Source organism: Aeromonas sp. 600948 (assembly GCF_049174875.1).
GTDB classification, from domain to species: domain Bacteria; phylum Pseudomonadota; class Gammaproteobacteria; order Enterobacterales; family Aeromonadaceae; genus Aeromonas; species Aeromonas veronii_A.
This window is the reverse complement of the sequence record NZ_JAAKTY010000011.1, coordinates 17067-37263: the sequence shown is the minus strand read 5'-3', so window position 1 is coordinate 37263 and position 20197 is coordinate 17067. Positions and strand designations below refer to the sequence as shown.

Annotated in this window: 19 protein-coding genes; 6 read left to right on the top strand and 13 right to left on the bottom strand. The window is 60.4% G+C overall.

Features of this window, described 5'->3' with window-relative positions; all coding sequences use genetic code 11:
* Positions 1–104 precede the first annotated feature (104 nt).
* The 5 genes from phoR to G5182_RS11100 all read right to left on the bottom strand — a co-directional run bounded on the left by phoR (position 105) and on the right by G5182_RS11100 (position 4891).
* Positions 105–1400 carry a phosphate regulon sensor histidine kinase PhoR gene (gene phoR, locus G5182_RS11120; RefSeq protein WP_266134086.1) on the bottom strand — a complete coding sequence of 432 codons (1296 nt, stop codon included), beginning with the start codon at positions 1398–1400 and terminating at the stop codon, positions 105–107.
* Positions 1401–1408: 8 nt separating this feature from the next.
* Positions 1409–2098 (bottom strand): phosphate regulon transcriptional regulator PhoB, encoded by a 690-nt coding sequence (gene phoB, locus G5182_RS11115; protein ID WP_026457670.1) that lies wholly within the window; start codon positions 2096–2098, stop codon positions 1409–1411.
* Between the two features lie 101 nt (positions 2099–2199).
* Positions 2200–2613, bottom strand: coding sequence for a VOC family protein (locus G5182_RS11110; protein ID WP_167572379.1), 414 nt, complete (start codon positions 2611–2613; stop codon positions 2200–2202).
* A gap of 35 nt (positions 2614–2648) precedes the next feature.
* Positions 2649–3929, bottom strand: coding sequence for a GGDEF domain-containing protein (locus tag G5182_RS11105; protein ID WP_167572380.1), 1281 nt, complete (start codon positions 3927–3929; stop codon positions 2649–2651).
* 167 nt (positions 3930–4096) lie between these two features.
* Positions 4097–4891: an AraC family transcriptional regulator gene (locus G5182_RS11100; RefSeq protein ID WP_167572381.1), complete on the bottom strand. Its 795-nt coding sequence runs from the start codon at positions 4889–4891 to the stop codon at positions 4097–4099.
* A gap of 233 nt (positions 4892–5124) precedes the next feature.
* Between G5182_RS11100 and G5182_RS11095 the strand changes: the two genes are divergently transcribed.
* Positions 5125–6024 (top strand): DMT family transporter, encoded by a 900-nt coding sequence (locus G5182_RS11095; RefSeq protein WP_040066692.1) that lies wholly within the window; start codon positions 5125–5127, stop codon positions 6022–6024.
* Between the two features lie 76 nt (positions 6025–6100).
* Here G5182_RS11095 and G5182_RS11090 read toward each other — a convergent pair whose 3' ends face one another.
* From G5182_RS11090 to G5182_RS11075, 4 genes are read right to left on the bottom strand one after another with little or no spacing between them, the layout of a single operon-like run.
* Entirely contained in the window at positions 6101–6796 is a 696-nt protein-coding gene (locus G5182_RS11090) for a response regulator (protein ID WP_005338420.1), read from the bottom strand.
* A gap of 3 nt (positions 6797–6799) precedes the next feature.
* A complete protein-coding gene (locus G5182_RS11085) occupies positions 6800–8368 on the bottom strand; it encodes an ATP-binding protein (protein WP_263084395.1) in 1569 nt (522 codons plus the stop codon).
* A 17-nt stretch (positions 8369–8385) separates the two neighbouring features.
* On the bottom strand, positions 8386–9936 hold the full coding sequence (locus tag G5182_RS11080; protein WP_421231279.1) for an NAD-dependent malic enzyme: 1551 nt from the start codon (positions 9934–9936) through the stop codon (positions 8386–8388).
* Between the two features lie 23 nt (positions 9937–9959).
* Positions 9960–11276 (bottom strand): 2-hydroxycarboxylate transporter family protein, encoded by a 1317-nt coding sequence (locus G5182_RS11075; RefSeq protein WP_421249694.1) that lies wholly within the window; start codon positions 11274–11276, stop codon positions 9960–9962.
* 986 nt (positions 11277–12262) lie between these two features.
* Between G5182_RS11075 and G5182_RS11070 the strand changes: the two genes are divergently transcribed.
* The 5 genes from G5182_RS11070 (at position 12263) to G5182_RS11050 (ending at position 16358) form a co-directional block, all read left to right on the top strand.
* On the top strand, positions 12263–12775 hold the full coding sequence (locus tag G5182_RS11070; protein ID WP_421231281.1) for a MarR family transcriptional regulator: 513 nt from the start codon (positions 12263–12265) through the stop codon (positions 12773–12775).
* A gap of 1 nt (position 12776) precedes the next feature.
* Positions 12777–13832, top strand: a complete 1056-nt coding sequence (locus G5182_RS11065; RefSeq protein ID WP_100654284.1) for an HlyD family secretion protein — start codon at positions 12777–12779, stop codon at positions 13830–13832.
* Positions 13822–14919 carry a DUF2955 domain-containing protein gene (locus tag G5182_RS11060; protein ID WP_421231282.1) on the top strand — a complete coding sequence of 366 codons (1098 nt, stop codon included), beginning with the start codon at positions 13822–13824 and terminating at the stop codon, positions 14917–14919. Before G5182_RS11065 ends, G5182_RS11060 begins: the two co-directional genes overlap by 11 nt.
* A gap of 171 nt (positions 14920–15090) precedes the next feature.
* Positions 15091–15855, top strand: a complete 765-nt coding sequence (locus G5182_RS11055; protein ID WP_421254376.1) for a substrate-binding periplasmic protein — start codon at positions 15091–15093, stop codon at positions 15853–15855.
* A gap of 146 nt (positions 15856–16001) precedes the next feature.
* On the top strand, positions 16002–16358 hold the full coding sequence (locus tag G5182_RS11050; RefSeq protein WP_201972991.1) for an MliC family protein: 357 nt from the start codon (positions 16002–16004) through the stop codon (positions 16356–16358).
* A 56-nt stretch (positions 16359–16414) separates the two neighbouring features.
* On the opposite strand, the gene G5182_RS11045 is transcribed toward G5182_RS11050, so the two are convergent.
* The 4 genes from G5182_RS11045 to nrdD all read right to left on the bottom strand — a co-directional run bounded on the left by G5182_RS11045 (position 16415) and on the right by nrdD (position 19947).
* On the bottom strand, positions 16415–16807 hold the full coding sequence (locus tag G5182_RS11045) for a TonB family protein (protein ID WP_108542479.1): 393 nt from the start codon (positions 16805–16807) through the stop codon (positions 16415–16417).
* A gap of 177 nt (positions 16808–16984) precedes the next feature.
* Positions 16985–17155 carry a YqaE/Pmp3 family membrane protein gene (locus G5182_RS11040; RefSeq protein WP_005338440.1) on the bottom strand — a complete coding sequence of 57 codons (171 nt, stop codon included), beginning with the start codon at positions 17153–17155 and terminating at the stop codon, positions 16985–16987.
* A 64-nt stretch (positions 17156–17219) separates the two neighbouring features.
* Positions 17220–17729, bottom strand: a complete 510-nt coding sequence (gene nrdG, locus G5182_RS11035) for an anaerobic ribonucleoside-triphosphate reductase-activating protein (RefSeq protein WP_335836989.1) — start codon at positions 17727–17729, stop codon at positions 17220–17222.
* A 100-nt stretch (positions 17730–17829) separates the two neighbouring features.
* The gene (nrdD, locus tag G5182_RS11030; protein WP_421254375.1) at positions 17830–19947 is read right to left on the bottom strand and encodes an anaerobic ribonucleoside-triphosphate reductase; all 2118 of its coding nucleotides are present in this window, start codon (positions 19945–19947) and stop codon (positions 17830–17832) included.
* Positions 19948–20197 lie beyond the last annotated feature (250 nt).

Here is a 20197-nt window from a genome sequence, read left to right as displayed (position 1 = left end):
GGATTAAATGTGACACTTTAATGACATGACAACAAAGTTGCACAAATGCAGAGAGGGCCCGCATTGTGGCCCTCTCGAATTTACTAACCCATTGTCATAAAAGGCTATTTTAACACCACCATACGAGCCGGTATCATGAAGCTGAAGCGACTGCCAAGGCCGACACGACTTTCAATCTCGAGCTGACAGTCATGATGACTGAGGGCATGCTTGACGATGGCAAGGCCGAGTCCGGAGCCACCGGTGTGGCGGGAGCGGGCCTTGTCGACCCGATAGAACCGTTCGGTCAGCCGCGCCAGATGCTCGGGGGCAATCCCCTCCCCCTCATCCCTCACGGCAAACAGCGCCATTGCCCCCTGCTTGCGCCACTCCACGCTGATCTTGCGCCCTGCCGGTGTGTAGTGGATGGCGTTGTAGACCAGATTGGAGACGGCGCTGCGCAGCTGCTCCTTATCCCCGCGCACAAACAGGTCTGGCTGCACCATGAATTCGATCTGGTGGGCCCGTTCGCCCGAGAGCGCCCGCGCCTCCTGCTCCAGCAGTCCGAGCATGGCAGGTATGTCCACCAGATGGGAGAGATCAACGGTCGGTGCCGCCTCGATGCGCGACAGGGTGAGCAGCTGGTTGACCAAATTGTCCATCCGGATGGTCTGCTCCATCATCACCCGGTGCGCCTTGGCCCACATGGCAGGCGGGGGCGGATCTTCAGTCATCTCCAGATAGCCCTTGAGCACGGTGAGCGGAGTGCGCAGCTCGTGGGAGACATTGGAGACAAAGTGCTTGCGGGTCTTCTCCAGACTGCGCAGGCGGGTGACATCGCGTACCACCAGCATCGCCTGATCGGAGGCGTAGGGCATAATGCGAAACTCGAGAAACTTCTCTTCGTTGATCGGAGAAGTCATCTCCAGTGGTTCATCATAGCTCCCCTTCCCCAGATAGGCGGCAAAGGCAGGATGGCGGATCAGGTTGCCAATGTGCTGACCTGCATCTTCCGGCCAGCGGAAACCGAGCAGTTGCTCTGCCAGCCGGTTGCACCAGAGGATGCTGCCATCTTCGCGAAACACCACGGCCGCATCGGGCAGCGCCTCGGCCCCCTCCCGAAAGCGGCGGATCAGCCCCGCCAGCTCGCGCCGCCGAGCCCGGTGACGCTGTTGCAATTTGTAGATCCCGTTGAAAATGTGCTCCCAGCTGCCACTGCCGTTAGGTGGTACCAGGCTGCGGTCGTGCCACAGCCAATCAGACAGCCGCTTCTGAAAACGGTAATGCCAGCCCAGATGCAACACTGCCGCCACCAACAGGCAGAGGGCAAGATGATCAATCAACCAGCCAACCAATGCGAAGGGGGCGTAGAAAAACGCCATTCGCCACAACTGTCGCCGCCAGGCGTAAGGTTGCAACATAACTGCCTCTAGAGACGGGTTGAGAAGCGGTATCCGGCTCCACGCACCGTCTGGATCAATCTGTCGTGCCCTGTCTCTTCAATCGCCTTGCGCAGGCGCCGAATATGCACATCCACGGTTCTGTCCTCGACGTACACATTGGTACCCCAGACATTGTTGAGCAACTGCTCACGGCTATAGACCCGCTCGGGGTGAGTCATGAAGAAATGCAGCAGCTTGAATTCGGTCGGCCCCATGTCGAGCGCCTTCTCCTCGGCACTGACCCGGTGGGAGACGGGGTCCAGCTTGAGCCCCTGCACCTCGATCACCTCGTCTACCGAGGTGGGGGAGACTCGGCGCATCACCGCATGGAGGCGAGCGGTGAGCTCCTTGGGCGAGAACGGCTTGGTGATATAGTCGTCGGCACCGGCCTCCAGACCACGCACCTTGTCCTCCTCCTCACCGCGGGCGGTGAGCATCACCACCGGGATCTGGCGGGTCACCTCATCCTGCTTGAGCTGTTTGATAAACTGGATGCCACTGCCGCCTGGCATCATCCAGTCCAGCACGATCAGTTCCGGGTAGGGTTCACGCACCTTCGCCAGTCCGTCGGCGAAATCTTCCGCTTCAATCGTCTCATACCCCTTCTGCTCCAGCACGAAACAGAGCATTTCGCGGATCGGTGCTTCGTCCTCGACCACCAGAATTCGCTTAGCCATTCCCTTCTCTCTCCTCTGTGAAGATGGGTGCGCCAATTATTAGAATTTTCTGTGACACTTTTATGACTTTATGACAGGCGGGATGATAAACGTTTTCAGATTCAGTTGGCAGCAGCGCGTTGCAGCAGGTCCCAGCGGTTGCCACTGATATCCTCGAACACTACCACGGTGCCGTAGGACTCCTGTCGAGGCTGTTCACAAAAATGGACACCATACTGCTGCATCCGCCGGTAATCCCGCCAGAAGTCATCGGTCTCGAGGAACAGAAATACCCGTCCGCCACCCTGTTTGCCAATGGCGGCCAGCTGCTCCGGGGTCGCAGCCCGCGCCAGCAGCAACGAGGAACCCGAGCTGCCAGCGGGAGCAACCCGCACCCAGCGTTTGCCCGGTTTGCCCGGTTCGTCGAGCCGGGTATCTTCCAGCAGCGCAAACCCCAGCCCCTCGGTGAAAAAGGCGATAGCCTCGTCATAGTCGGCCACCAGCAGGGTCAGGGCACCAATAGATTGTCTGGTCATCTTGCTCTCGTCTTTAACATGTCATGCTACCGCCCTCAATGCGCCACTACCCGGTTGCGTCCCTGCGTCTTGGCCTGATAGAGCGCCTCGTCGGCACGTTTGAGTACGCATTCCCATGGCTCTCCCCCCCGCTCGGCCACCCCGAACGAAGCGGTCACCCGCAAGGCCAGCGGCCAATGGGGAGATGCCTCCAGCAGGGTACGCAGCCGCTCGGCCAGGATACACGCCCGCAACTCATCGTAATCAAGGCAGACCAACACAAACTCCTCTCCCCCCCAGCGCACCAGATGGCAGAGGGGATCGCAGTGGCGCAGGATCTCGCTGACCAGCAGTTTGAGCACCTCGTCTCCCACCGGATGGCCATGGCTATCGTTGATCTGTTTGAAGTGATCCACATCGATATAGACAAGAGTGCAGGGCTGCTCACCTATCTCGAGCAGCAGTCGCTCACCGCCGAGCCGGTTGAGGGCGCCGGTCAGGGCATCATAACAGGCCTCCTCGCGGGAGCGGCGATTCTCTTCACTCAAGGTCCGGTTGAGCGCCTCGGCCTCCAGTTTGGCCTGATGGGCATGCTGCAAGCGCTGCTTCATCAAAAGGTGGTTGATCAGAAAAACGGTACAACCGTAAAGAAACCAGACAAACAGGATCAGCCGATAGAAGAGGGTGGCATCGAGCCAGCTACCGTGAAACTGCAGCGCTTCGATCACCACGCCATGCTTACCGGGCGGCATATCTGAACCAGCCATAACCTCTATGGCATAAACCCGATCCAGATTGGCCCCCTGCTGCTGCAACGGCACATTGTAACGGGTGATCCACCAGGTCGCCGGGGTAAACACATCCAGTGGCACCTCGTGATCCCGGCCGTAATCCGCCGGCCGAAAAATGATCTCGTTGAACTTGGATTGCTCAGGCTCATCAACCCGGTCATAGACCGGATTGTAGTTGCGCAGATACAAGCGCCAATCCTGCTCGCCAGCCCCGGTTACGCTCAAACGGATATGAAGTGTGCCAAAACGGGTCAGATTAATCCCCTTGTCACGGGGGGTCAGGGTGAGGATAAGGCCGCAACTTGGGTAGCTGGCCGGATTGGCGGTTAACGTACAGACCACTCCGGGATGATCATCCGCCGAGGGGTGATAGCGCACCGCCCCCGGCCCAGCATCCCGTGGCTGCTGCACTGTGATGGAGAGCGGCCACTCCTTAATATCGAGAACTCGCTCTGGCCCGAACTCGAACAGCAGGATGGCACAACCGGTGAGCGCCAGCAGATACCAGAATAGTGACTCGGCCAAACGGGAACCGGACGCGATCATGCTTACCCTAACCCCTGAATATGAAGGCACAGCCATTCACTCCGGCAGACAACCGATCGTTGCTGCCAGATGGCCCATGATAACAGGGCTCTATGATAATCCCTGTAACGACAAGAAACAGGCTACTTATCATGGCATTCACACTGCATCGCTCCCGTTTTTTCCCATTAGAACCCCCGTTCTGCCGATTGCTGGCGATAACGCTGGGGTGAACATCCCAGCTCCCGGTTGAACATGGCGATAAAGGCCGAGGTGGAGCCGTAACCGAGCCGCCAGCTGATCTCCTGAATGGGCATGTCGCCCTTGAGCCAGGCCAGCGCCTTGAGCAGCCGCAACCGCGCCCGCCACTGACCGAAGCTCATCCCCAGCTCCCGCAGGCAGCGCCGCGACAAGGTGCGCTCTGTGGTGTGCAGTTGTCCGGCCCACTGGGCCAGAGTACGGGGATCGGCAGGATCGCTGTGCAACACCGCCAGCATGGGAGCCAGCAGCTTGTCCTGACTCATCGGCAGGTAGCTCTCCTGACAACGGGTGCGCGCCAGCCGCTCCACCAGCAACTCGGCCTGACGCTGATCCCACTCATCCGCCATATGGCTCACCCGCCGTTCGCAAAAGTCGCTCAGCAGGGCGCGAATAAGTGGGGTTAGCAGCAGCAATCTGGGCTCTGGCGGCAGCTTGGCCGCCAGCTCGTGGCTGACGTAGATGGAGGTGTAGTCGAGGGTCTGCTCGTTGTAAGAGGTGTGGTCGAGATCCGCCGGTACCCAGATCAGGTAGTCGGCAGGGGCTACCAGTCGCTGATCCCCCAGCTCTATCTCCATGATCCCCAGGCTGATCATGTTGAGCTGGCCCCAGGGGTGGGAGTGCAGCACGGTCGCGCTGTCGGCCAACATCTGCTGGTAACTGAAAAAGAGCGGATTGGGAGCGGGCAGAACGACATCTACCGGCTGAAAGTGGTGAGTGGCCATCAGCGCCCCTTGTCAGCGAGAGAGAGGAGCAGGCGTGATGCAACGCCCTGTTGGCTCGGTCTCCGGCACAGGTCAAAAGCAGCCATCAGTTGCGGGCAGACGCAGCCCGTGTGGGCCGGAATAAGGTGCATCAGAAAGAGTTGTCTTTTCTGCTGGGTCATCTGTCTGTTTTACGCTACTTGATAATATAAAGACAAGGGTAGACTTGGCCCCCTGTTAATAAGGAGCCTCTGATGCGAATCTTTTCCCCTCTTCTCTTTCCGCTGATGGCGGTGCTGATCTGGGCTACCAATACCGTGGTGTCCAAGGCGGCCGCCAGTGTGCTCGACCCCGCGGCTATCTCCTTCTATCGCTGGGTGATCGCCGCTCTGGCGCTGACCCCCTTCTGCCTGCCGCAGCTGTGGCGCCGCCGTAGCGAGGTTCGCCCCTGGCTCGGCAAGCTGCTGGTGCTGGCGGCGCTCGGTATGGTGCTCTACCAGTGCCTCGCTTACTACGCTGCTCACAGCACTTCGGCCACCAATATGGGGGTGATCGGCTCCCTCATTCCACTGCTCACCCTGCTGCAAGGGGCGCTCTTCTTCGGCCAGCGTCCCGGCAAACAGGCACTGCTCGGCATGAGTCTCTCCCTGTTCGGGGTGCTCTGGCTGCTTGGCAAGGGCGAACCGCTTGCCCTGCTCCATAACGGCATCAACCCGGGGGATGGCATGATGCTGCTGGGGTCCGCCAGCTACGCCCTTTACGGCCTCTTGATCCGCCGCTGGCACCTGCCGTTTGGCCCCTGGCTAAACCTCTACATGCAGATCCTGCTGGCGGTACTGTTGCTGGTGCCACTCGCCCTCAGCGCCGACTCGATGGCGGTACCGGCCGAAGGGTGGGGACTGGTGCTCTTCGCCGGGCTCGCCTCCTCCCTGCTGGCGGCTTACTGCTGGATGCGCGGCCTCGCCTGCATGGGGGCAGAGCGCACCTCGGTCTTTATGAACCTGATGCCGCTCTGTACGGCGCTGATCGCCGTCGTCGGCCTGGGCGAGCCAATCCACGGCTATCACCTGCTGGGTGGCGGGCTGATCCTGGGCGGGGTGATGGCCTCCCAGCTGAAGGGGCGTGCGCCGGTAGCCGAACGGGAAGCCGCCTGAGAACCAACATCGTCCGGAAACAACAAGGGAGCCCATGGCTCCCTTGTTGTTTCTGCAATGTGCACCAGTGCGCATCTCAACCGGCCCGGCGCCAGCGGTAGCGCCGCTCCGGTCGCCCCCGCTGACCGTAGTTGAGATCTACATCCACCCGATCTTCCGACTCCAGATATTCCAGATAGCGGCGCGCCGTGGTGCGGCTGAGGGAGAGTCGCAGCGCCACCGTGTCGGTGGAGAAGACGTTCTCCGGCTCGCCCGCCAGCAGATCCAGCACCTGACGCAGGGTGATGCTGTCGATCCCCTTGGGGGTGACGCGCATCTCCTTGATCTGGGAGCGCCCCCCCTTGCCCAGCAACTTATCGAGATCTTCCTGCTCCAGCCGACCCCGCTCGCAGAGGCGGCTGTGCAGTTGCAGGATCTCGTCCAGACTCTGCTGGATGCGAAACAGCCGCAATGGTTTGATGACGTAGTCATGAACCCCCAGATTGAGGGCCTGCTGGATGGTCTCCACATCCCGCGAGGCGGTCACCATGATGACATAGGCTTCGCGGTTGTGGCTGCGCAGGCGGCTCACCCACTCAAGGCCGGAACCATCGGGCAGGGAGACATCCACCAGCAGCAGCTGGGGCACCACACCGGCCATCATGGCATCGGCTTGGGCCAGGGTGCCGGCCCGCCCCAGCAGGGAGAAACCGGGTGTCGCCGCCACCAGTTCTGACAAGATGGCACCGATCCGATCGTCATCTTCAATAACAAGCGTGATTATTGGGTCCATGGCTCACATTAATTGGTTTTTATTCAAGTAGATACCAAACAGGGTGGTCTGCTCGGCGGTTCGCCGCCATTCTATCACACCCTCGTGCCGACCCACGGTCTCCTTGACCAGGAACAGACCCACCCCGTGATCGCCGCTCTGGCGACTCACCCCGTAATCGAACAGGTGATCGGCCAGCTCCTCGTCGACCCCCTCACCGCTATCCTCCACCTCGATCACCAGTCGCCGCCCCACATCGCACAGGGACAGCAGCACCCGGGGCGGCCGCTGCTGGCGGTTGCGCCAGGCCGCCTGCAGGCCGTTGTCCAGCAGGTTGCCAATGAGGGTAATGAGATCGGCCGAGACCGAGGCCGGATACTCCGCCAGCGCCGAATCGGGATCGAGCTCCAGGGTCACCCCGAGCTCGCGGGCCCGGCTGAACTTGCCGAGAATCAGCCCCGCCACCGGCTTGTTGTCGATCAGCCGCAGCAGCTCCTGCAGCATGGTCTGGCACGCTTCGTTCTCCTGCTGGATCAGCTCCACCGCCTGCTCCACATGGCCCAGTTGCAACAGGCCGGAGAGACTGCTCAGCTTGTTGGCGAACTCGTGGCTCTGCATCCGCAGCATCTCGGCATACTGGCGCAGGTGGGTCACCTGCACCCCCAGACTGGCAGCTACCTCCGGACGGCTGAAGATCAGCAGTCGCCCCGGTGCCTTGCCCTGCACCGCCTGCCAGCGGCCGACGAAAGACTCCCCCTGAATGGTGAAGCTCACTTCCCCACCCTCCTGCTCCAGACAGGGGGCAAGGGGTGGCACCAGCTCCGCCAGCGACTGCCCCTGCAGGGCATGGCGCCCGGTAACCGGCAGCCGCAGCTGATAGCTGGCGGTGCTGTTGATCATGTTGATGTTGCCGCGGCCATCGAGGGCAATCACCCCTTCGGTGATGTGCTCCAGCACCAGATCCTGCAGGGTGAAGCGGCGCACGATTGCCTCCGGCTCCAGATCGAGCAGGGTCTTGCGCAGCAGGTATTGCACCCAGAGTGCCAACAGCAGGCCGCACCCCAGCACAGCAACGATGGCGCAGATGAGCAGGGCCACCCGCTCCATATAGATGCCCTCCACCTGCTGCATCAGGTAGCCCACCACCACGGCCCCCATGACGCGCCCATCCCCGCCCACCACCGGGGAGAAGCAGCGGATCGCCGGCCCCATGGTGCCCCGATCCTTGGAGCAGTAGCTGCGCCGCTCCTGCAGCGCGGGCCAGATATCCTCGCCGCGAAACTTCTGTCCCACCAGCTCGGGGTTGGGGTGGCTGAGGCGGCGACCATGCTCATCGGTCACCACCATATAGGTGGCGTCGGTGCGATTGCAGACCGCCTCCACGTAGTCGCGCAGGGTAGGATCACTCCCCTGACGCAGAGCCTCGACCACCCGGGTGTCCGCCGCCATCACCCGTGCCAGATCGCTCCCCTTATCCTGTAGGTTGCTCTCCAGCAGATGGCGGATAAAGAGGGCCAGCAGGCTGCCCAGAATGAGGATCAGCAGCAGGGAGAGCCCAAGAGAGAGGGTGACCAACTGGTGGCGAAGTTTCATGCACATACCTTAAAACGTCAGGACGCTGCCCAATAGTGCGGATGCCACCAGGTCTGGTCAATCAAAGGTGCCGGATCGCCGACAAAATCAGCCAATCCTTCCTCGCGAGCACAGAACGCGACCGCTCTGGCCACGGCGCGGGCTACCTCACCCACCTGCTCGATAGGAGGCAGCAGTCGGCCCGCCACCAGCGGATAGGCGCCAACCGCCCGCACCGCGGCGAGCAACATGCCGTCGCTGATGCGGCGCGCCTTGACCGCGCAGGCCCCGAGACCAATCCCCGGGAAGACATAGACGTTGTTGCACTGGGAGACTACCCGCCGCTCGCCGGCCACCGTTACCGGCGCAAAGGGGCTGCCGGTGGCCAGCAGGGCGCGGCCATCTGTGGCGGCCCACACCTGCTCGGGGGTCGCCTCGGCACTGCGGGTCGGGTTGGAGAGTGGCAGGATCACCGGCTGATCGCACACCTCCCCCATCGCCTGCAACACCTCGCGGGTAAAGAGGCCACCCTGCCCGCTCACGCCAATCAAGACCGCCGGACGCACCTGGCGGATGGTCTCCAGCAGCGAACTGTTCCCCTCCTCAACGGCGCGGGCAAACGGCTTTTGGGCGCGAGTCAGGTTGGGACGATCGGCGCAGACCACCCCGTCCTGATCAAACAGCCAGACGCCATCGTGGCTCCCCGCAAGCTGGGCCAACATGGCGGCGATGCCGCAACCGGCAGAACCGGCACCGACGATCAGCACAGGGGCATCATTAAGGGCGTTACCCGCCTGCTGCAGACCGGCCAGCACGCAGGCAGAAGCCACTGCCGCCGTGCCCTGAATATCGTCGTTGAACATGCAGAGCTCGTCCCGATAACGGGTCAGCAGATTGGCGGCGTGCTTGCCGGCAAAGTCTTCAAACTGCAGCACCACCTGCGGCCAGCGCTTGCGAATGGCGGCCACCACCTTGTCCATGAAGTGGTAGTAGCTCTCGCCGTCGATGCGCGGGGATTGCCAGCCGAGGTAGGAGTCATCCTCCAGCAGCTCGGGGTTGTTGGTGCCCACATCGACACAGAGCGGCAGGGTGCGCGCCGGATTGATGCCGCCAGCAGCGGAGTAGAGCGCCAGCTTGCCGATACAGATCCCCATACCGCCGATACCGAGATCGCCGAGCCCCAGCACCCGCTCGCCATCGGAGATGACGATCACGTCCACCTCCTGCTCCACCGACTCGAGAATATCGTCGAGATCGTCCCTGTCATGCCAGGAGAGATAGAGACCGTGGCTGCGCAGATAGAGGTCACTGTGACGCTGACACGCCTCCCCCACCACCGGGGTGTAGATGATCGGCAGCAGCTCCGGCAGGTGGTGGCGCACCAGATCGTAAAACAGCACCGGGTTGTCCTCCTGCAACTGGCGCAGCAGCAGATGCTGATCAAACGGGCTCTGCATGGCGCTGACCAACCGGTAGATCCGGCGCCGCTGCTGGGAGAGGGACTCCTCCTTGTGGGGCATGCGACCCCGTACACCCTGACGCTTGCGCTCGGCATAGGGCAGGCTGGTGCCCATCATGATGTCGTTCATTTTGTTTGTTCCTCAATCCGGTATCAGGCGAGCAGGGAGATAAGAGCAGTAGCCAGGATCAGCATCACGGCGCCGCCAAGACGGGAGGAGATCTGGGCAAAGGGCATCAGCTTCATCCGCTGGGCCGCCGAGAGCACGGCTACGTCGCCGGTGCCGCCCATGTTGGCCATGCAGAGCCCGCCAGTGATGGCTGCCTCGATGGGATAGAAGCCGATCAGCTTGCCGACCAGCGCCGCGCCGAGGGCGCCGCCAATCACTGTGACCATGACCAGCACGAAGTAGCTGATGGAAAAAGCGCTGATCAGCTCGGGAATACTGGTATAGGCGACGCCGATCCCCACCAGCAGGGAGGGGGTCAGGTTGCTCACCACAAACTGATACCAGTCGGCCGCCGCCTGCTCATAACGGCGCGGCAGCAGGCCGCTCACCTTGATAAAGGCGACGGCCAAAATCATCAGTGCGAAGGGGTGCATGGGGATAAAGTTGCCAAGCAGGGAGCCCAGCACAAACATGCTGGAGCTGATGAAAAGCCCCATACCCAGACTCTGTAGGGTCGGCGCCTCAGCCTGCTCCTCGGCGATACTCTGGCTACTCTCTTTAACCATCAGCTTGCCGTTGCCAGTCAGAGAGGGGTAACGGCGACCGAGCCGCGCCAGCAGGGAGCCCACCAGAATGGCCAGGGTATTGGCGATCACCACCGCCGGTACCATGCGTGACAAGAGATCCGCACTGGACATCTGCATCGGGCCGGAGAGGATCTCCACCAGAGGCACCGCGCCAGCCCCCATGCCACCGCCCATGATGGGCAGGCCGATCAGCAGTACCGCATTCTTGAAGCCATACCCCATCAGGGAGCCGACCAGCCCCACGCTCAGCAGTGCCAGCGCCACGCCGCCAAGAATGACCGGCAGGTAGCGCATGGCGGCATTTTTCAGCAAAGCGCCGCTCATGCCGAACACGGAGCCAGTCACCAGACTGGCGATAAAGAAGTTGAGAAAGCCACCCTCCTTCATGAAGTTGGTGATGACCTGCCCCGCCTGCACCGGCAGCAGCTGATATTCGAACAGGGCGGCGCCGCCGAAGATGGCGAGGATGGTGCCACCCCCCAGATATTCACGGATCGGCATGATCCGCTCACCCAGCTCGGTCAGCAGGGTGCCCAGCACGAACATCAGCGCCAGCGCACCGACCATGCCCAGCGGCAGCGAGCCGTTCCAGCCGGAAAAGAGAACACAGGTTGCCAACCCGAGAAATATAAAGAGCGGCATACCGGCAATTTGTTGGCCGCCCATAAAGGCGGCCTTTTCTTGTGTGGTTTGTAGGGGTGAGAGGTTTTTCATTGTTATGTACTCTGCGTGTGATTGTGGCCGCTACTTTATTGATCCCCCTCGCCCCTGTCGGTTAGCCAGACTGCAAAGCCATATAAAAACATTAAAAACTTAAACATCATGGTGCCGCCAACGTGCGCTGCACAATAGAACACCAGACCATCGATGCCCTGCTCGACCAGGAAATAGGGCGATAAAACGAGCGAGCCCAATGGCGGATATTTGGGTGATCAGCAGTAATAACGATGCGATGATCTCCCCCCTTCGGGGAAATAACAGAGCCAGATGACAAGCTCTGCGACCATTTATCGCCACAGATCCTGTGAGTGATAATCAGCGGGCAATATCATCGCCATAACGCGAGTGCCACGGCATGCCACATCAGGGTTTGAGTCAGCATATAGGAAGCTCTCACGATGAAAAATGGTGAGGAGAAAGATACAAAAAGGGGAGATTGAAATAGTGATGAGCCAAGCCAGCGAATACCAGAGCACTGGCTTGAACTCACAAGGATCACACACGGTCAGGTCTATTCTGCCAACAGCAATGGAATATTGGCGGGGTCAAAATCATGACTGATATCGGTACTTCTGATAGCGCCTTCCCGATTCACGCCATGGTGTGACTCTGCACCATATTCCCCATCACTCAACAGCGCTTCAATTGCCAGATACACACATCCACTGTCATATCCATCCACAACCCGTTTCCCCCTTGTTTTATAACCCCATCAATATTAGCGGATAAAAAAAGAGCTGCTCGCTGAAGCTGAAAATTTCATGAAAATAATCGCCGGATATCCTCCATTCACGGCGCAATATCCGAATCGGCAAGAGAGCCTCGAGTGGATCAGCCCCGAGAATAATATCAGAGGCTCGAACGATACTAACTCGCACCAGCGAAAGATCCGACCAGAAACATGATCCGCATCACACTATTTACTTAGCCTGCTAAACAAGTATGATAGTTAGCAGGCTAAGTAGATTGAGGATGAGAAGATGACGGATCTGGAAAGGTTGCGCGAGCTGTCGCTCGCCGAGCAGATAGCGCGGATGCACCGGCTATGGCGCACTGCCGCCGATCTGGAGCTGGCCCCCCTTGGCCTCACCCATCCCCGCTGGACCGCGCTGTGGAAGCTCTCCCGCATGGGGAACCATGTCAGCCAGAAGACCCTGGCCGAAGCCCTCGAGATAGAGCTCCCCTCCCTGATGCGCACCCTGGGCCAGCTGGAAGAGCAGGGACTTATTGAGCGCCACTGTTGCAGGCAGGACAAGCGGGCCCGCATCGTCTGCGTGACCCCGGCTGGCCAGACCCTGCTCGATCAGATCGCCGACCGCATCATGAATATCCGCCGCGAGCTGCTGGGGGGCATCGACGAGCAGACCCTGCAGCTGTTTGAAGCCACGGTGCAGCGGATCTCGGCCAACGCCCTCAGCAAAATTGAACAACACCACGACCGACAAGCCGGAGGCGATACAAGCCCTCCCGAGACCGACACAGAGAGAGAATAAGATGACTCCGGATCAACAATTTACCCGCTGGATCAAATGGTCCATGGCTGGCTTTGCCACATTGTTTGCCTATTTTCTGATAGCCGACCTGCTGATGCCCCTCACCCCTCAGGCGATGGCGACCCGGGTGGTCACCAAGCTGGCCCCCCAGGTGAGCGGCAAGGTGATCGAGGTCGCCGTTCACAACAACCAGCAGGTCAAGAAGGGGGATCTGCTGTTCAGGCTGGATCCGGCCCCTTTTGAACTGGCGGTGGAGCAGGCCCGCCTTGCGCTGGCGCAGGCAGAGCAGCAGAACAGTGAACTGGATGCGGCCCTGACCGCCGCCGTTGCCGAGATCAACGCCAAGGAGACCCTGGCCAGCCAGAAGTGGCGCGAGGCTGAGCGGATCGATGCGCTGTACCAACGTCACATGGTTTCGCTGCAACAAAAAGATGAAGCTGACAGCGCCCTGCGCAGCGCCCAGGCCAACCTGCGCGCCAGTCAGGCCAAACTGGCCCAGATAAAGGCCAGTCGTGGCGTAACAGGTGAGGACAATCTGTTGCTGCGCCAGGCCCGCAACAAGCTGGCGCAAGCGCAGCTGGCCCTCTCTTACAGCCGGGTCCACGCGGATCAGGATGGCACCATCACCAACCTGCAGCTCAAGCCGGGCAGTATCGCCAGCGCGGGCAGCCCGCTGCTGGCGCTGGTGTCGGAACAGGTCGATGTCATAGCCGATTTTCGGGAGAAGAGCCTGCGCCATGTCGGCGAGCAAACCCGCGCATTGGTCGCCTTCGATGGCGAGCCGGGTCAGCTCTATCCTGCCCGGGTAAGCAGTCTGGATGCCGGAGTGAGTGCCGGTCAGTTTGATGCCAATGGTCGACTGGCCGCGCCGGTGGAGTCTGATCGCTGGGTACGGGATGCCCAGCGGATGCGGCTGCACCTTGAGCTGGACCAGCTCCCCGATCATCTGCCAGCCGGGGCGCGGGCCACGGTGCAACTGCTGCCGGACAATGCCCTGACTGCCATGCTGGCACGGGGCCAGATCCACCTGCTCAGCCTGCTCCATTATGTCTACTAACCACGCAACTCACCCGTCGGCCAATACTGCCCCAGCCCACCCCGCCGGTGGTGCTGCCACTCACCTCTGGTATCGGCCCCTCACCGGCAACGAGCTGCGCCAGTGCCTGCGCATCGCCTTTGGCTGCACCACGGGCTTTCTGCTCTGCAAGCTGTTTGGCTGGAATTACGGGGTCTTCTATACGGTCACGCCGGTGCTGCTGCTGGGAATGGTGCCGGTGATGAATGGCCATGCCGCACGCCAGCTGATCACGGCGGCGGTGGTCTGTGGGGTGGAGGTCGGGCTGCTGGGGGAACTGTTTGGCAGCCATCCGGCGCTGATGACCCCTATCGCCTTTCTGCTGTTTCTCTACCGTTTCGCCGCCATGTCGCGGGGCAGCCTGTTTCTGTTCGGGGCCAACGGGGTGCTGAGCCTCAGCATCATGCTGCACTTTGCCAGCTATCCGCAGACCGACCTCAACGACCTGATCCTCAACAATATCTGGGCGAGCGTGCTGTCGGTGCTGATCGCTTACCTGATGACCATGCTGATCCCGGATGTGGAGGCCAGACCCAAGCCCGCCTCGGCTCCCAAGGCGCCGCACCGGATGCGCCATGAAGCCCTGCTGGGTGCCACTGTGGCCACCCTGTCGTTTCTGGTATTTCAGGTGTTTGACCTGCGCGACTCCATGTCTGCCCAAGCCACGACCTTGCTGGTGCTGTTCCCCATGCACTGGAACGGTGCGCTGAGTTATGCCCGCAAACGGGCGATGGGTACCTTGCTGGGGGTCACCTTCGGCTTGCTCGGCCAGCTGCTGCTCTATGACTGGTCAGGGCAACTGCTGCTGGTCGCCCCGCTGCTGTGGCTCGGTGCCATGCTGTTCAGCCATGCCCATGTCAAGGAGGCAGGCGGCTCCGGGGTCGGCTTTGGCGCCCTCACCACCCTCGGCATCCTGTTTGGCCAGTACCTCACCCCGGGCAACGATCTGGTGTTCAGCGCCCTCTACCGGGTGAGCAGCATCCTGTTTGCCATCGTGGTCACCCTGCTAGCCTGCTACCTCGTCCACCGGTTGCTCAACCGCTTCGAGGCAACCCGCTTCGGTTATTGATTTCCTGTTGTAAACACTGTTGTCAGCCCATGGATGAGCTCTCTTTCGCCCCGTCGCCTGCCGGGGCTTTTTTCTCGCCCTCGTTTACCTCCCTCACCAATACTCCTGCAACTACAAGTCAGCGCAGAAGTGTGGCTATGCTTGTAAGGCTGCTGTCGATGAGGTGTACCTATGGTTCCGTTGTTAAAAAAATGGCTGGTTTGTCTGGTACTGTTGGCTACCAGCCCGCTCGGGGCCACCCCGCTTGTCATTGGTGCCGAAGATGACTGGGCCCCCTACTGCGAGCGCGACAAGGACAATGAGGATGACCAGCCCCACGGACTGGCGCCTGAGCTGGTCAAGGCGGTGTTCGCCGCCGAAGGGATCGAGATTGTCTTTCGCACCCTCCCCTTCGCCCGCTGCATGCACGATGCAAAAAGCGGCAAACTTGCGGGGTGCTTCAACGCTACCATCACCGAAGAGAACCGCTACCAGTACCATTGGCACGATACCCCCATGTTCGAGGAGGATCTTGCCATCTTCGCTCTTGCCAGCGACCCGCAACGGGATCTCAAGCTTACCTCGCTGGAGGGCAAGCGGGTGGGCATCACCCTGGGTTACACCTACCCCACCGATTTTATGGAGAACCCCAGGATCACCCGCTTTCAGGCCAAATCCGATGCCCAGATCCTCGAGATGCTGGTACGTGGCCGGGTCGACTACATCCTGATGAACGGTATGCCGGGCTACCTCAAGATCCAGCAGAAGCAGCTGATCGGCAAGGTGGTCAAGGTTGGCAAGATCTCCACCGATGGCTTCTGGCTCGCCTTCTCCCGCAACACACCGCAAGGGGAAGCGCTGGCCAAGCAGTTCGAGCAGGGATTGCAGAAGATCAAGAACAACGGCACCTATGAGACGCTGATCCGCCAGTTTGAAACCAGACTTGGCCTGCACTGATTGACACTACCTTGCTGATAGCGGCATCCCCCTCATACTCGCGCGGTATGCCGGACAGCCAGCGACGCACCGAATGGCCCCGCTGATTGCACAATCACGGCAACCTGTTAGGCTCACGCCCGTATGACACCAATGGAGCTGTAATCATGAATAAAGCACATATGATGGCCGCTGGTGCGCTGGCCCTCGGCCTGCTCGCTGGCTGCAATCAGGGCAATACCCTCTCAGTCACTGGTGGCGAACCGGTCAGTTACCAGTGCGAGCAGGGCAAGAAGGTGCAGGTGCGCTACTTCTCCCTCTCAGACGAGAGCCTCAACTTTATCAAGCTATCACTGCCGAACGGCAAGGATTACACCCTGCCCCAGGCCATTTCGGCCTCCGGCGCCCGCTATACGGACGAACATGAGGCCGTCTGGTGGAACAAGGGAGATGAGGGCTTTGTCGAGCTTCGGGATCAGGATGGCGAGTGGCAGACCGCCTACAACGACTGCAAACAGCAATAAACGTGACCCCGGCCTGGCCGGGGTCTCTCTTTCTCTGGCATCAGAGTGATGGGGGATCAGTTGATCTCGATCTCGAAGCGGTTGGTCACCTCGACCGGAATGGCATCCGGGTTGCCCTCTGCAGGGCTGTAGCGGATCCGCGAGAGGGTCGCCAGCGCACTCTGCTCCAGCTCGCCGGGGGGCTCGGCCGCTACCACTTCCGGCTTGACCGGCGTGCCGCTGGCGTCGATTTGATAGCGAACTTCCACATACCCCTTGACCGGTTTGGCTGGCAGGGCTGGCTCGTCATTACCAAGCCATGACCACTGCTTCTCCTGAACCCAGTAGCTGGACAACTGCTCGAGAGAGATAGCGATCGGAGCGCGCTCGTGCGCTACCTCCTGACGGGATGAGCACCCCAGCAACAGTGTCACTGCCAGACCTGACCATACTGCGACTTTCCACTTCATGTAACGCTCCTTGTTCTCTGCCGGTACTTATTGCCGGACTGCAGGCCGCTCAACACGCGCCCTTTTGGTCAGTCACCCATCCTAACGAAAAAGTATTCGTATGAACATGAACAAAAGGGCCAACCCCGAGAGGTTGGCCCTTTTATCGTCAATAAGCTCACTAACCATCCGCTGGCATCAGCCGCGCTTGTCGCTCACCACCAGCCAGAGCGCATGGACCATGCCCGGCAGACCGCCCATCAGGGTCAGCACGATGTTGATTAAAAAGTGCAGGCTAAAGCCCACTTGGATAAACGCGCACACCGGGGGCAGGAAAATGGCCAGCAGGATCTTGAGCAGATTGTTCATCTCGGCTCTCCTCTTCATGAATGTCGTCAGGATTGGAATGGGCTAACCATAAACATCCCGGGCTTCAACTGCAAACCAGACAGGGAATTAGCTCACCCGCATCACGCCAGGCGTTGAGGTCGTGGATCTGCTGATTGCTGCTGCCACGCCAGAGCAGGCCGGGGTCTGCCAACTCCTTTTCATACTTGCCATCCACCAGCACATCCAGCAAGGCCACCAGCTCGCGCTGGGCCTCTGACAGTTCGCCGAGCAGATAACCGGTCCAGCACCAGATATCCTTGCCCGGACACTCGGCGCGCACCCGTTTCACCAGCGCCAGCACGTGGGGCACGTTGGCCGGGTGGAGCGGATCGCCGCCAGAGAGCGACAGACCTCGCCGTTTGATGCGGCTGTCGTTGAGATCCGCAATGACGCGATCGCTCATCGCCTCATCGAACGGCTTGCCGCCATCGAGCCGCCAGGTGCTCTGGTTGTAGCAACCCGGGCACTGGTGCTCACAACCTGAGACAAACAGGGTGGCACGGGTGCCGGGGCCGTTGATCACATCGACCGGGTAGTATTGGTGGTAGTGCATCGTTTGTTTCCTGCCTCGTTCACGGGACAGCGGCATAACTGCCGCCCTCCAATGAAAATGGCCCCTTGAGTCAGGGGCCAGCTCTTCATCGCCTGTGCGCTTACATATGTTTGACGCGGCGCTTTACTTCTTCCTGCTTGCCCGCATTGAAGGGGCGTGCATCCGGGCTGCCGAGGTAGCCGCAGACACGGCGGGTCACCGACACCTTGGCGGGGTCGTGGTTGCCGCAGCGCGGGCAGGTAAAGCCCTTGGAGGTACACTCGAACTCGCCGGTAAAGCCGCAGTCGTAGCACTCGTCGATGGGGGTGTTGGTACCGTAGTAAGGCACCTTGTCATAGCTGTAATCCCAGACGTTTTCGAGCGCTTCCAGATTGTGCTGGATATTGGGGTACTCGCCGTAGCAGATGAAGCCACCGCTGGCGATGGGCGGATAGGGCGCCTCGAAGTCCAGCTTGTCGTAGGGATTGACCTGCTTCTCCACATCGAGGTGGAAGCTGTTGGTGTAGTAACCCTTGTCGGTCACGCCGGATACCACACCAAACTCCTTGGCGTCGATGCGGCAGAAGCGGGTGCAGAGGTTCTCGCTCGGGGTGGAGTAGAGGCTGAAGCCGTAGCCGGTCTCCTCTTTCCACTCATCGATGGCCGCCCTGAGACGGGCGATGATGGCGATGGCCTTCTGTTGCAGCTCGGTGCTGTCAAACAGGTGAACCTTGTCACCAAACAGGGCGTTGATGGTCTCGTGAACCCCGATATAACCGAGGGAAATGGAGGCACGACCGTTCTTGAAGATCTCGCTGACGTTGTCGTCCGCCTTCAGCCGCACGCCGCAGGCCCCTTCCATATAGAGGATCGGTGCAACCCGCGCTTTCACCCCGTCCAGACGGGTGATGCGGTACATCAGCGCCTTCTTGGCGACCCGCAGGGAGGCATCGAGACGATCCCAGAAGTCCGCTTCGTCACGGGATTTCAGGGCAATGCGCGGCAGGTTGAGGCTCACCACCCCCAGGTTGTTGCGACCTTCGTGGATCAGCTCGCCATTCTCCTCGTAGGCACCGAGGAAGGAGCGGCAACCCATGGGAGTCTTGAAGGAGCCGGTCACTTTCACGACCTGGTCGTAGTTGAGGATGTCCGGATACATCCGCTTGGAGGCACACTCCAGCGCCAGCTGCTTGATGTCGTAGTTGGGATCACCCTGCTTGTGGTTGAGGCCATCCTTGATGGCAAACACCAGTTTCGGGAACACGGCGGTCTTCTTGTTCTTGCCAAGGCCAGCGATGCGGTTGCTGAGGATGGCGCGCTGGATCATTCGCGACTCCCAGCTGTCCCCCAGACCAAAGCCGAAGGTGACAAACGGCGTCTGACCGTTGGCTGTGTGCAGGGTGTTGACCTCGTACTCCAGCGACTGGAAGGCGTCGTAGCACTCTTTCTCGGTGCGGGCCATGGCGTAAGCTTCCACGTCGGCAATGCCCCACTCTTCGGCCACTTCACGGTGTTTCTGCCAGCTGATGGTCACATAGGGGGCCAGCACTTCGTCGATGCGGTTGATGGTGGTGCCGCCATAGATGTGGCTCGCCACCTGAGCGATGATCTGGGCGGTCACGGCCGTGGCGGTGCTGATGGATTTCGGGGTATCGATCTCCGCATTGCCCATCTTGAAGCCGTGGGTCAGCATCCCTTTCAGATCGATCAACATGCAGTTGAACATCGGGAAGAAAGGTGAGTAGTCGAGATCGTGGAAGTGCAGATCACCGCTCTCGTGGGCCTGAACCACATCACGGGGCAGCATGTGGCTGGTGGCATAGTGCTTGGCGACAATACCGGCCAGCAGGTCGCGCTGGGTCGGGATCACCTTGGAGTCTTTGTTGGCGTTTTCGTTGAGCAGGGCGGCGTTGGTCTGCTCGACCAGACCACGGATCTCCTGCGCCAGACGGCCGCGCGCCTCGCGAGCCTGATCCCTGTCGTGGCGATATTCGATATAGGCACGGGCGATGGCCTTGTCGTCGGAAGCCATCAGGTGGTTTTCGACCCGGTTCTGGATCTCGTGGATATCAACTTCACCACGCCCTTCCAGCTCCTGACTCACTGCATTGGCAATGCGGGAGGCGAGTGCCGGATTGGCCTGATTGACCGCTTCCGCCGCTCGGCTGACCGCATCGCGAATCAGCTGGACATTGAATGGTGCGCGACATCCGTCACGTTTGATCACAACCGGTTTCATGGATTTTCCCCGTTAAAAGGCCAGGCATTTGCCTCTGGCTCACCCTTGTTGGGCCCCCCTCCCGGCATCTCGTCCTGGACGCAAATAAATTCAGCCGAGGCTTGACAAGCCTGGGCTGAAGATAGGAGGGGAACAGCTTATACACAGCTTAATAACACAACATATAGGGATTAAAAACGAATGCGTCCCTATATGTGGTGTCTATTAGGCACCAAAGCGCAGCCTCATTTCTTGATCCAGAACAGGTTTT